The 11,965-nt window shown below is 71.1% G+C and carries 11 protein-coding genes; 9 read left to right on the top strand and 2 right to left on the bottom strand.

Translation table 11 applies throughout. The features are described from left to right. Positions 1-67 precede the first annotated feature (67 nt). The 6 genes from leuC to Q0Q23_RS02340 are packed head-to-tail and all read left to right on the top strand — an operon-like array spanning position 68 to position 6,536. Positions 68-1,594 carry a 3-isopropylmalate dehydratase large subunit gene (leuC, locus tag Q0Q23_RS02365; RefSeq protein ID WP_295118743.1) on the top strand — a complete coding sequence of 509 codons (1,527 nt, stop codon included), beginning with the start codon at positions 68-70 and terminating at the stop codon, positions 1,592-1,594. Next, positions 1,594-2,193 (top strand): 3-isopropylmalate dehydratase small subunit, encoded by a 600-nt coding sequence (leuD, locus tag Q0Q23_RS02360; RefSeq protein WP_295118740.1) that lies wholly within the window; start codon positions 1,594-1,596, stop codon positions 2,191-2,193. The genes leuC and leuD overlap by 1 nt, the downstream gene beginning before the upstream one ends. Next, positions 2,190-3,560 (top strand): UDP-N-acetylglucosamine 1-carboxyvinyltransferase, encoded by a 1,371-nt coding sequence (gene murA, locus Q0Q23_RS02355; protein WP_295118737.1) that lies wholly within the window; start codon positions 2,190-2,192, stop codon positions 3,558-3,560. The genes leuD and murA overlap by 4 nt, the downstream gene beginning before the upstream one ends. A gap of 40 nt (positions 3,561-3,600) precedes the next feature. Then, positions 3,601-4,395: a 1-acyl-sn-glycerol-3-phosphate acyltransferase gene (locus Q0Q23_RS02350; RefSeq protein ID WP_295119113.1), complete on the top strand. Its 795-nt coding sequence runs from the start codon at positions 3,601-3,603 to the stop codon at positions 4,393-4,395. After that, positions 4,388-5,545 (top strand): NAD(P)H-dependent glycerol-3-phosphate dehydrogenase, encoded by a 1,158-nt coding sequence (locus tag Q0Q23_RS02345; RefSeq protein WP_295118734.1) that lies wholly within the window; start codon positions 4,388-4,390, stop codon positions 5,543-5,545. Before Q0Q23_RS02350 ends, Q0Q23_RS02345 begins: the two co-directional genes overlap by 8 nt. Further along, entirely contained in the window at positions 5,442-6,536 is a 1,095-nt protein-coding gene (locus Q0Q23_RS02340; protein WP_295118731.1) for a D-alanine--D-alanine ligase family protein, read from the top strand. Before Q0Q23_RS02345 ends, Q0Q23_RS02340 begins: the two co-directional genes overlap by 104 nt. Before the next feature lie 40 nt (positions 6,537-6,576). Here Q0Q23_RS02340 and Q0Q23_RS02335 read toward each other — a convergent pair whose 3' ends face one another. Beyond that, positions 6,577-7,104 carry a DUF3515 family protein gene (locus tag Q0Q23_RS02335; protein ID WP_295118728.1) on the bottom strand — a complete coding sequence of 176 codons (528 nt, stop codon included), beginning with the start codon at positions 7,102-7,104 and terminating at the stop codon, positions 6,577-6,579. Positions 7,105-7,130: 26 nt separating this feature from the next. On the opposite strand from Q0Q23_RS02335, the gene Q0Q23_RS02330 reads away from it, so the two are divergent. Continuing rightward, positions 7,131-8,126, top strand: coding sequence for a thiamine-phosphate kinase (locus Q0Q23_RS02330; RefSeq protein ID WP_295118725.1), 996 nt, complete (start codon positions 7,131-7,133; stop codon positions 8,124-8,126). Positions 8,127-8,192: 66 nt separating this feature from the next. Here Q0Q23_RS02330 and rsmD read toward each other — a convergent pair whose 3' ends face one another. After that, positions 8,193-8,768 (bottom strand): 16S rRNA (guanine(966)-N(2))-methyltransferase RsmD, encoded by a 576-nt coding sequence (gene rsmD, locus Q0Q23_RS02325; RefSeq protein ID WP_295118722.1) that lies wholly within the window; start codon positions 8,766-8,768, stop codon positions 8,193-8,195. 79 nt (positions 8,769-8,847) lie between these two features. Here rsmD and Q0Q23_RS02320 point away from each other — a divergent pair, with 79 nt between their 5' ends. Both Q0Q23_RS02320 and Q0Q23_RS02315 read left to right on the top strand, forming a co-directional pair. Continuing rightward, positions 8,848-9,660: a hypothetical protein gene (locus Q0Q23_RS02320; RefSeq protein WP_295118719.1), complete on the top strand. Its 813-nt coding sequence runs from the start codon at positions 8,848-8,850 to the stop codon at positions 9,658-9,660. Further along, positions 9,657-11,870 (top strand): ATP-dependent DNA helicase RecG, encoded by a 2,214-nt coding sequence (locus tag Q0Q23_RS02315; RefSeq protein ID WP_295118716.1) that lies wholly within the window; start codon positions 9,657-9,659, stop codon positions 11,868-11,870. The genes Q0Q23_RS02320 and Q0Q23_RS02315 overlap by 4 nt, the downstream gene beginning before the upstream one ends. Positions 11,871-11,965 lie beyond the last annotated feature (95 nt).

Raw genomic sequence — 11,965 nt, 5'->3', positions numbered from 1 at the left:
GCCACCCTCGCCGCGGAGTCCGTCGACGGCTGATCCGTTCACACGAAAGCTCAAGGAGTACACCGAGATGACGACGCAGTTCCCCGGGTCGGATTCGCCGGCCCCGCAGTCTCAGGACGCAGCGGCCCAGCGCACCCCGCTGACCCTCGCAGAGAAGGTCTGGCGGGACCACCTGGTCGTGAAGGGCGAGGACGGCTCGCCCGATCTGATCTACATCGACCTCCACCTGGTGCACGAGGTCACCAGCCCGCAGGCGTTCGACGGCCTGCGGATGGCCGGCCGCCCGGTGCGGCGGCCCGACCTGACCATCGCCACCGAAGACCACAACACCCCGACGATCGGCATCGATCGCCCCATCGCCGACCTCACCAGCCGCACCCAGATCGAGACGTTGCGCAAGAACGCCGAGGAGTTCGGCGTCCGCCTGCACTCGCTGGGCGACGTCGAGCAGGGCATCGTGCACGTGGTCGGGCCGCAGCTCGGCCTCACCATGCCGGGCATCACCGTGGTCTGCGGCGACTCGCACACCTCGACGCACGGTGCGTTCGGCGCCATGGCGTTCGGCATCGGCACCAGCGAGGTGGAGCACGTGCTCGCCACGCAGACCCTGCCGCTCAAGCCGTTCAAGACCATGGCCATCACGGTGGAGGGCGAGCTGCGCCCCGGCGTGACGGCCAAAGACATCATCCTGGCGGTCATCGCCAAGATCGGCACCGGCGGCGGGCAGGGCTACGTGCTCGAGTACCGCGGCAGCGCCATCCGCTCGCTCTCCATGGAGGGCCGGATGACGATCTGCAACATGTCGATCGAGGCCGGCGCGCGCGCGGGGATGGTCGCGCCCGACGAGACCACCTACGCCTACCTGAAGGGCCGTCCGCACGCGCCGGAGGGCTCCGACTGGGACGACGCCGTCGCTTACTGGAACACGCTGGCGACCGACGACGCCGCGGTGTTCGACGCCGAGGTCTACCTCGACGCAGCCGAGATCGAGCCGTTCGTGACCTGGGGCACGAACCCCGGGCAGGGGGTCTCGCTCAGCCAGGCCGTGCCCGACCCGGCCGCCATCGACGAGCCGAACGCCCGCGCCGCCGCCGAGCGCGCACTGGAGTACATGGACCTGACCCCGGGCACTCCCATGAAGAGCATCCCCGTCGACGCGGTCTTCATGGGCTCCTGCACGAACAGCCGGATCGAAGACCTGCGCGCCTTCGCGTCCGTCATCAAGGGCCGCAAGAAGGCCGACGGCGTACGCGTCATGGTCGTCCCGGGCAGTGCGCGGGTGCGCATCGAGGCCGAGGCGGAGGGCATCGACAAGATCGTCGAGGAGTTCGGGGCCGAGTGGCGGTTCGCCGGCTGCTCGATGTGCCTGGGCATGAACCCGGACCAGCTCGCGCCGGGGGAGCGCTGCGCCTCCACCTCGAACCGCAACTTCGAGGGCCGGCAGGGCAAGGGCGGTCGCACGCACCTGGTGTCGCCGCTCGTCGCGGCCGCCACCGCGATCCGCGGCAGGCTCTCGAGCCCCTGGGACCTCGAGCACGACGATGCGGACAGCCCGGACGGTGCCGGCCGCACGGGAGAGAAGGTGGGCGCCTGATGGAGAAGTTCGAGACCGTCACCGGTGTGGCTGTGCCGTTTCGCCGGTCCAACGTCGACACCGACCAGATCATCCCCGCCGTCTTCCTCAAGCGCGTGACCAAGACCGGCTTCGACGACGCCCTCTTCCACGAGTGGCGCAAAGACCCGCAGTTCATCCTGAACCAGGAGGCCTACCAGGGCGCGAGCGTGCTCGTCGCCGGCCCGGACTTCGGCACGGGATCGTCGCGCGAGCACGCGGTGTGGGCTCTGCGCGACTACGGCTTCCGGGTCGTTCTGAGCCCCCGGTTCGCCGACATCTTCCGGGGCAACTCGGGCAAGCAGGGACTCCTGACGGGCATCATCTCCGAGGAGGACGCCGAGCGCCTCTGGGACGCGATCGAGGCGAGCCCGGGAATAGCGGCGACCGTCGATCTGGTTGCCAAGACTGCGACCGTCGGCGAAGTGCAGGTGTCTTTCGACATCGACGACTACACTCGCTGGCGTTTGCTCGAAGGGTTGGACGACATCGCTCTGACCCTGCGCGACGAGGCGCGCATCTCCGAATTCGAAGCCGCCCGCGCCCGTTGGCGGCCCAAGACCCTCCCGGTGAAAATGTGAACTCTCTACTTCAGGACGCTCAGGCGGCCGGCGCACACGTCGGCCTGACGGCCGACCGCATCACGATCAACGGCGGACGCCCCCTGCGGGGCCGCATCGAGGTGCGCGGCGCCAAGAACTTCGTCACGAAGGCCATGGTCGCCGCCCTGCTGGGCGAGGGCCCGAGCGTGCTGCGGAACGTCCCGGACATCAGCGATGTCCGCGTCGTCCGCGGCCTGCTCGAGGTCCACGGGGTCAAGGTGACGGACGGCGCCGAGGAGGGCGAGCTGCTGCTCGACCCGAGCGCGGTCGAGTCGGCCCACATGGCCGACATCGACGCGCACGCGGGCTCCAGCCGCATTCCGATCCTGTTCTGCGGCCCGCTCCTGCACCGGCTCGGCGAGGCGTTCATCCCCGACCTCGGCGGCTGCCGCATCGGCGACCGGCCGATCGACTACCACCTCGAGGTGCTCCGCAAGTTCGGCGCGGTCGTCGACAAGCTCCCGAGCGGCATCCGGATGTCGGCGCCCGAGGGCCTGCACGGCGCGAAGCTCGAGCTCCCGTACCCGAGCGTGGGCGCGACCGAGCAGGTGCTGCTCACCGCGGTGCGCGCAGAGGGCATCACCGAGCTCAAGGGTGCGGCGATCGAGCCCGAGATCATGGATCTCATCAACGTCCTCCAGAAGATGGGCGCGATCATCTCCGTCGACACCGACCGGGTGATCCGCATCGAGGGCGTCGACAAGCTGGTCGGCTACAGTCACACCGCACTGTTCGACCGCAACGAGGCCGCGAGCTGGGCGGCGGCCGCGCTCGCGACGCACGGCGACATCTACGTCGGCGGCGCCCGCCAGCCCGAGATGCTGACCTTTCTGAACGTCTTCCGCAAGGTCGGCGGCGCGTTCGAGATCCACGACGAGGGCATCCGCTTCTTCCACCCCGGCGGCGAGCTCAAGCCGGTCGTCATCGAGACGGACGTGCACCCGGGCTTCATGACCGACTGGCAGCAGCCGCTGGTGGTCGCGCTGACAAAGGCGAGCGGGGTCTCGATCGTGCACGAGACGGTCTACGAGCAGCGCTTCGGCTTCGTCGACGCACTCATCGAGATGGGCGCGAAGATCCAGGTGCACAAGGAGTGCCTCGGCGGCCACGCGTGCCGGTTCGGCCAGCGCAACTTCAACCACTCCGCGGTGATCATGGGTCCGGTCGACCTGAAGGGCGCCGACATCGAGATCCCCGATCTGCGCGGCGGGTTCAGCCACCTGATCGCGGCGCTGACCGCCGAGGGGCGCTCGACCGTCAGCAACGTCGGCATCATCAGCCGCGGGTACGAGAGGTTCATCACCAAGCTGCAGCTGCTCGGAGCGGACTTCGTCCTCGAGGGCTGAGGCCCGCGATAATGGGACGGTGCCCCATCCCGAAGAACCCGTGAACCCCGACCGAGCGGCGAACTCCGCGAAGCCTGCGCGACCCGGCGCGCGTCAGCGATCCGAGAAGAGCAGACCCTCGATCTTCTGGGTGCTGGCTGCGCTCATCATCCCGCTGGGGAGCCTCCTGGCCCGCTTCCGCATCACCGACGGCGACAAGCTGCCCCGGCACGGCGCCTACATCATCTCGCCGAACCACTACAGCGAGATCGATCCCGTGATGATGGGCATGGTGGTCTGGAAGCTGGGCAGGCTGCCGCGCTTCCTGGCCAAGGACAGTCTCTTCCGGGTGCCGGTCGTGGGCTGGTTCCTGCGGAAGTCCGGGCAGGTCCCGGTCGCCCGGGGCGGTTCGGGCAGAGGCTCGGCCCCGCTCGACGAGGCGCAGAAGATCGCGGACGACGGCAAGGTCGTCATCATCTACCCGGAGGGCTCGCTGACCCGCGACCCCGACATGTGGCCGATGCGGGGCAAGACCGGCGCCGCCCGGATGGCGCTCGAGCACGATCTCCCCGTCATCCCGATGGCGCACTGGGGAACGCAGCAGGTCATGGCCCGCTACGCGAAGAAGGTCAGCTTCTTCCCGCGCAAGACGATCCAGGTCAAGGTGGGCGATCCGGTCGATCTGTCGGCGTTCCGCGGCCGGAGCCTCGACCAGGCGACGCTGACCGAGGCCACCGACGTCATCATGAACGCCATCACCGAGTTGCTGGCAGACCTGCGCGGAGAGAAGGCCCCCGAGACGCGCTGGGACCCGTCGGCGCACAACCAGAAGGAGACCGGCCGCTTCGATGGCTGACAGGAAGGCCCAGGCGGCCAGACGATCGACCACGCCTCCGCGCCGGATCGCCGTTCTCGGCGCCGGGAGCTGGGGTACGACGTTCGCCAAGATCCTCGCCGACGGCGGCAACGACGTCGTGCTCTGGGCGCGGCGGCCGGAGCTGGCCCGGGAGATCAACGAGGTCAAGCGCAACAGCGACTACCTCGAGGGCATCAACCTGCCGCGTGATCTGCGCGCCACCTCCCACCTCGGCGAGGCCATGCGCGGCGCCGAGCAGGTGTTCGTGTCCATCCCGAGCCAGACGCTGCGTTCGAACCTCGACGCGATCGCACCGCACCTCGGCCCGTCGACCATCGTCGTCAGCCTGATGAAGGGTGTCGAGAAGGGCACCGGGTTGCGGATGAGCGAAGTGATCGCGCAGGGCCTCCCGATCGACGCCGAGCGCATCGCCGTGGCCTCCGGCCCGAATCTGGCCCTCGAGATCGCGCGCGAGCAGCCGACCGCGGCGGTGGTGTCGTCGGCCAGCCTCGAGACGGCCCAGGCCGTCGCGATGGCCGCCACGAACCGGTACTTCCGCAGTTTCGTCAACACGGACGTGATCGGCACCGAGTTCGGCGGTGTCCTCAAGAACCTGATCGCGGTCGCGATCGGGATCGTGGACGGCGTCGGCTACGGCGAGAACACGAAGGCCTCCATCATCACGCGCGGCCTGGTCGAGATGACCGACTTCGCGGTCGCATACGGTGCTGAGGCGCCGACGCTCTCAGGGCTCGCCGGCTTGGGCGATCTGATCGCGACGTGCGAGTCGCCGCTCAGCCGCAATAACACCGCAGGGCGCCTGCTGGGCCAGGGCTACAGCTTCAACGACGTCGTGAAGCAGATGAACCAGACGGCGGAGGGCCTCGCGTCGGTGGCCCCGATCCTCCGGCTCGCAGAGGAGCGCGGGGTGGAGATGCCGATCGTCCGGCAGGTCAGTCAGGTGCTCGCCGGCACCCTCGACCCGAAGGACATCGCACCCCACCTCACCACCGACGACGACGAACCGCAGGGAGAAAGGACAACGGATGACGGACAAGGTCGCAGTCGCACTTCTGTTTGGAGGTCGCTCAAGCGAGCATTCGATCAGCTGCGCGACGGCGGCGGGAGTACTGGCGGCGATCGATCGTGACCGGTACGACGTCATCCCGGTCGGCATCACCGACGAGGGGGCGTTCACGCTCCAGCCGGATGACGCCGCACGCTTCGCGCTGAACGCCGATGCGCTCCCGGAGGTCGAGGACAACGGTTCGCGCATCGTCTGGCCCGACTCGGTCGCGTCCCGCGAGCTGTTCGTCGTGACGGCCGACGGCGCCCGGTCGTCGCTCGGCGCCGTGGACGTGGTCTTCCCGATCCTGCACGGTCCGTGGGGAGAGGACGGGACCGTGCAGGGCATGCTCGAGCTCGTCGGCCTGCCCTATGTCGGCAGCGGCGTGCTCGCGAGCGCGCTCGGGATGGACAAGCACTTCACCAAGACGGTCCTCCAGCAGGCGGGCATCCCGGTGGCGCCGTGGCAGACCGTCACAGCGCATCAGTGGCGCACGCAGCCCGAGGCGGTACGGACTGCAGCCGACGCGCTCGGTCTTCCGGTGTTCGTGAAGCCCGCTCGTGCGGGGTCGAGCGTCGGAGTGTCGAAGGTGTCGTCCTGGGCCGAGCTGGCCCCTGCTATCGAGACCGCGCTGGCCGAGGACGACCGCGTGCTGATCGAGGCGTCGGTCGCCGGCCGCGAGGTGGAGATCGCCGTACTCGGCGGCCGTCCCGGCGAACCGGCACGCGCGTCCGTCGCCGGTGAGATCGTCATCACCGGCCGCGACTTCTACGACTTCGCGGCGAAGTACCTCGACGCGCCCGGGATCGAGCTGGTCTGCCCCGCCCCGCTGAGCGAGGCCGACCTGGCGGAGATGCGCGACCTCGGGGTGCGGGCGTTCGATGCGATCGGCGGCGAGGGGCTCGCGCGGGTGGACTTCTTCCTCACGCCGGACGGATTCGTCGTCAACGAGATCAACACGATGCCGGGGTTCACGCCGATCTCGATGTTCCCGCGATGCTGGCAGGAGTCGGGACTGTCGTATCCCGATCTGATCGACGAGCTCATCCAGGTGGCGATCGCGCGCGCGGCGTGACGCACGCGTTTCGCCGCGCGCCGCGGTGCTTCCGCGGCAGTCAGCGGGTGGGCGTCGGAGCCGGGGTGGACGTCGGCGGCGTCAGCGAAGCGTCGAGCGTCGACAAGCACTTCTGCGTCTGCTTGACACTGCCGATGGCCGAAGCGAACTCCGGGAGCACGGCGGCGTCGGACGCGCCCGAGACGTGGTCGATGACGACCTCCGTCGCCGGCGTGCGGCCGAAGGTCTGGTAGACGACCTGTTTGGCGGCCGGGTCGGACATGAGCACCCAGTCGATCCCGTTCACGTCGACGCAGGGCTTGGTCGTCGGTCCCAGCGGCGGCACCCCGCAACGCAACAGCACGGCTGCGGGGTCGCCCCAGGCGCCGGTGGCCTGGGCATCGGTCTCCCGGCGATCTTTGTCGGCGACCGAGTCGGGGAGCCGCACCGAGATCTCGGCGCATCCGGGATCGTTGGCGTCGGCAGCCGGGTCGAGTGAGACGGTGGGCGCGCAGCCCGTCAGGGCGAGCGCCGCAGCGGCGATCGTGAGAACGAGGGCGACCGGGCGGGGGGAGCGGCGTGGGGACATCAGGATTCAGGCTACCGTTGGGAGTCATGGTGGATTCTGGGAGCCCTGCCGACACGGTCGCGGCGGTGTCGGAGCGGGAGGCGCTCAAGCGCATCTTCCCGCGCCTTCCGGAGTCCGTCGCGACACTGGTCGGTCCCGGCGACGACGCCGCCGTGCTCGCGGCGCCCGACGGCCGGTATGTCGTCTCGACCGACATGATGGTGCACGGGCCGGATTTCCGTCTGGCCTGGTCATCGCCGGAGGACCTCGGCTGGAAGGCCGCGGCGACGAATCTGTCGGATATCGCGGCCATGGGCGCCGTGCCGACCGCGCTGGTGGTCGCGATCGCCGCCCCGCCGTCGCTCCCGGTCGCCGCCCTGGAGGCGTTCGCCGACGGGCTGCGCGCCGCGTGCGCCGCGCTCGCCCCCGGCTGCGGGGTCGTGGGAGGCGATCTCTCGGCGTCCGACACGCTGACGATCGCCGTGACGGCCTTCGGCGATCTGCAGGGACGCGCTCCTGTTCTGCGCAGTGGCGCGCGGCCGGGCGATGTCGTGGCGGTCTCCGGGCGGTTGGGCGCGGCGGCCGCAGGGCTGAAGCTGCTCTTCGCTGAGGCCGTCGATTCCGCCGGGGAGCCCGACATCGACGCGTTCCGGCGGGTGCTGGCCGACCATCCCGAGCTCGTCGACGCGCAGCTGCGGCCCCGGCCGCCCGTCGCGGACGGGCCGCGCGCGGCGGACGCCGGCGCGACGGCGATGCTCGACCTGAGCGACGGGCTCGCACTCGACGCACGACGTGTCGCGGAGGCCAGCGGGGTAGCAATCGATCTCGATCCGGGCGAACTGGGCGATGACCCGGTCACGGCGCTGACCGGGGGAGAGGACCACGGTCTTCTCGCCTGCTTCCCCGCCGGCACGCTGCTGCCCGGCGGTTTTCGCCCCGTGGGCATGGTGCGCGAGGGCTCCGGCCTCCTCGTCGGCGGGCGGCCCTTCGTCGAACGCGGCGGCTGGGACCCCTACCTGGAGTGGGACGGCGCCGCGGGCTGACGTGGTGGGACCGGGGACCGGCGGCGCGACCGGGATCGGATCGGCGCCGACCGGCCGCCGATGGTGTCAGCCGCCGGCGCTGAGGTAATGAACGGCGGTCTCGCCATAGGAACGTGTGCGGTCGAGCTCGAGGCCGTCGGGGAGCGTGGGCGCGCCGTCGCGGGTTCTGCGCTCGACGCACACCACGGCGTCCTCGGCGAGGAGCGGGACGAGCGCCGTCAGCACGGCGCGCAGCTCGGCGTCCGGGAGATCGTAGGGCGGGTCGACGAAGACCAGGTCGAAGGGGGTCGACGACGCCGCCGCCAGATACGGCAGCACCGCGGTCGCGCGCACGTCCACGGTCGGCCGGCGAGCGTCCTTCGGAGCGGCGCGGACGACCGCTGCGGCGTTCCGGCGGCAGATCGCCGCGGCCGCCGCCGACTTCTCCACGAGGACAACGTGCGCGGCGCCACGGCTGGCCGCCTCCAGCCCGAGCGCTCCGGAACCCGCGAACAGATCGAGGACGTGGGCGCCCCGCACCCGGTCGCGCGCGTCCAGTCCCGAGAACACGGCCTCCCGCACGCGGTCGCTCGTCGGCCGGGTGCCGCTCTTGGGAACCTGCAGCGTCAGCGAGCCGGCGAAACCGGAGACGATTCGGGTCATAGCCATCCGAGCCTAGGGCATGGCCGCCGACGGCTGACACGCCCTAGCGGTGTCGTGCCGGCGTCAGCAGAATAGGAGGATGGACGAACGCCTCACGCAGGCGGAACTCGACGCCCTGTGGCGGTTCGACGACCCGATCGCCTCCGCCGAACGCTTCGCGATCGCCGCTGCCGAACCCGACCGCCCCGAACTGGTGCGCGCCGAGCTCGAGACCCAGCGTGCCCGCGCTCTCGGCCTTCAGGGCCGGTTCGCCGAAGCGGACGGCCTGCTCGACTCCCTCGAGCCCGCGATCGGAACCCTCGCCGTACGCATCCTCCTGGAACGCGGCCGGCTGAGGAACACTGCGGGCAGCGTCGACGAGGCCGTCGCCCTGCTCGAGGAGGCCCTGCTCGCCGCACGCCGGGAGGGTGAGGACTTCCTCGCGGCCGACGCCGCGCACATGCTGGCCATCGCCGACCCGTCCCGTTCCGAGCAGTGGACGGAGGAGGGGCTGGCGGGGCTGCGGTCCTCCGACGACCCGCGGACGCTGCGCTGGGGCGTCGCCCTGCACAACAATCGCGGCTGGACGCTGTTCGAGGCCGGCGACGCTCGGGCGGCGGTGGGCGAGTTCGAGGCGGCGCTGGAGGCGGCGGAACGCCACGGGACCCTCGACCAGCAGTTCGCCGCGCAGTGGTCCCTCGCCCGCGCACTGCGCGAGGTCGGACGGTGGCAGGAGGCGCTCGCGATCCAGCGCAGGCTCGCGGCCGAGCGGCCGGAGGAGAGCGATGTGCAGGCCGAGCTGGCCGCGCTGGCGGAGGTGGAGGGACAGGCGCACGTCGCGACGGACGACGCGGCGCGCGACTCGGCCCGTGACCATCCCGCGACGGAGGCCGCCCCTACGATCGAACCATGACCTCCAGCACCGCCCCGGCCGCCGACGGCACCGTCTCGCTCGAGTCCCGGCTCACCGGCGTGCTCGGCGGACGGACCGCATCGGCCTTCGAGAAGGCGTTCGGGATGCGCACGGTCGCGGATCTGCTGTCGCACTACCCGCGTCGCTACGCCACCCGTGGGGAGCTGACCGCGCTGGCCAAGCTCCCGCTCGACGAGAACGTGACGATCATCGCCGAGGTCCTGCGGGTGCAGGAGCGGCCCATGCGCGCGCGGCGCGGTTCGATCCTGGAGGTCACGATCTCCGACGGCGAGGGCATCCTGACGCTCACGTTCTTCAACCAGGCGTGGCGGGCGCGGGAGCTCCGGCCCGGCGTGCGCGGGATCTTCGCGGGCAAGGTGTCGGCTTATCGCGGTGCGCTCCAGCTTGCGCATCCCGATTACGAGCTGTTCGAGGACGACGCGGAGAACGTCGTGGCCCCGGGGAGCGCCGCCGCGAAGGAATGGGCGCAGACGCCCATCCCGATCTACCCGGCGACCGGCACGGTGGCGAGCTGGCAGGTGCAGAAGGCGGTCGCCCTGGCGCTCGACGCGCTGGGGCCGTGCCCCGATCCCGTGCCGGCAGCCGTGGTCGCCGAGCGCGGCCTGCTGGCGTTCCGCGACGCCCTCGAGGGCATCCACCGCCCGCAGAAGAACGCCCAGTGGCAGCGCGCCCGCGACGCCCTGCGGTTCCAGGAAGCGTTCGTGCTGCAGGCGGCGCTGCTGCAGCAGCGCGCCGAGGCCCGCAGCGTCGCAGCGACACCGCGCCAGGCGGTGCCCGGCGGCCTCCTGGAACGGTTCGACGCCGTGCTGCCCTTCACCCTGACCGGCGATCAGGCCGACGTCGGACGCGAGATCGCCCACGACCTGGCGGCGTCACAGCCGATGCACCGGCTCGTGCAGGGCGAGGTGGGCTCCGGAAAGACGCTGGTCGCGCTGCGAGCCATGCTCGCCGTGGCCGACAGCGGAGGCCAGTCGGCGCTCCTGGCGCCGACGGAGGTGCTGGCCGCGCAGCACCTCCGCTCGATCGCCGAGATGCTCGGGCCCGACCTTTCGGCCGAGCTGATGCCGACGCTCGTCACCGGCCAGCTCTCGACCGCGGAGCGCAAGCGCGCGCTGCTGCGCACCGTGAGCGGGCAGTCCCGGATCGTGGTCGGCACGCACGCCCTCCTCGGCGACGCGGTCGGCTTCTACGATCTCGGCCTCGTCGTCGTCGACGAGCAGCACCGGTTCGGCGTCGAGCAGCGCGAGGCGCTGCGGGCGAAGGGCGGAACCCCGCCGCACGTGCTGGTGCTCACCGCGACGCCGATCCCTCGTACCGTCGCGATGACGGTGTTCGGCGACCTGGAGGTGTCCACGATCGCCCAGCTCCCCGCCGGGCGCCAGGGAATCGAGAGCTTCGTGGTGCCGCTCGCCGACCGGCCCGGCTGGGAGCGCCGCATCTGGGAGCGGGCTTCGGAGGAGATCGCGCGCGGGCGCCAGGTGTTCGTGGTCTGTCCCGCGATCAGCGCCAAGGAGGCGGAGGACGACGGCGAGGAAGCGCCGGCCGACAGTGCAGCCGACAGTGCCGGCCCGCCCCGGCCGGCGGCGAACGTCGAGTCGGTCGCCGCGCAGGTGCGCGCCGACCCGCTGTTCGCGCAGACGCGCGTGGGGGTGCTGCACGGCCGGTTGGCGTCCGACGAGAAGGACGCGGCGATGCGCGCCTTCGCCGCGGGCGACATCGACCTCCTGATCGCCACGACGGTCATCGAGGTCGGCGTCAACGTTCCGAACGCCTCGGCCATGATCGTGCTGGACGCCGACCGGTTCGGCGTCTCCCAGCTGCACCAGCTGCGCGGCCGGGTGGGCCGCGGCGGGGTGCCGGGGCTCTGCCTGCTGGTGACGCACGCGGAGGACGGATCGCTCGCGCGGCAGCGCGTCGATGCTGTCGCCGCGACCCTCGACGGCTTCGAACTCGCCAATGTGGATCTCGAACTGCGGCGCGAGGGTGACGTGCTCGGCAGCAGGCAGTCGGGAGGCCGTTCCTCGCTGAAACTCCTGCGGGTCGTCTCGGACGGCGAGCTGATCGCAGAAGCCCGGGTCGCGGCGGCCGAGACGCTGGACGACGGCGGCCTCGCCGCGCACCCCGCTCTCGCGGCCGCGCTGGCGCGCCGGCTGGACGAGTCGGAACGGGCGTTCCTCGGCAAGTCCTGACGGCCGCACGGCGGCCGGGCATCCTGCCGTCGCTTCGCGGGCCCACGCAACACGCTGCGTCGGCAAGATAACGGATTCACAACGAAATGCCGGGT

The organism is uncultured Leifsonia sp. (assembly GCF_945957465.1).
In the GTDB taxonomy this organism is placed as follows: Bacteria; Actinomycetota; Actinomycetes; order Actinomycetales; family Microbacteriaceae; genus Leifsonia.
The sequence above is the reverse complement of the archived record's forward strand: the minus strand, read 5'-3'. Positions and strand labels throughout refer to the sequence as shown.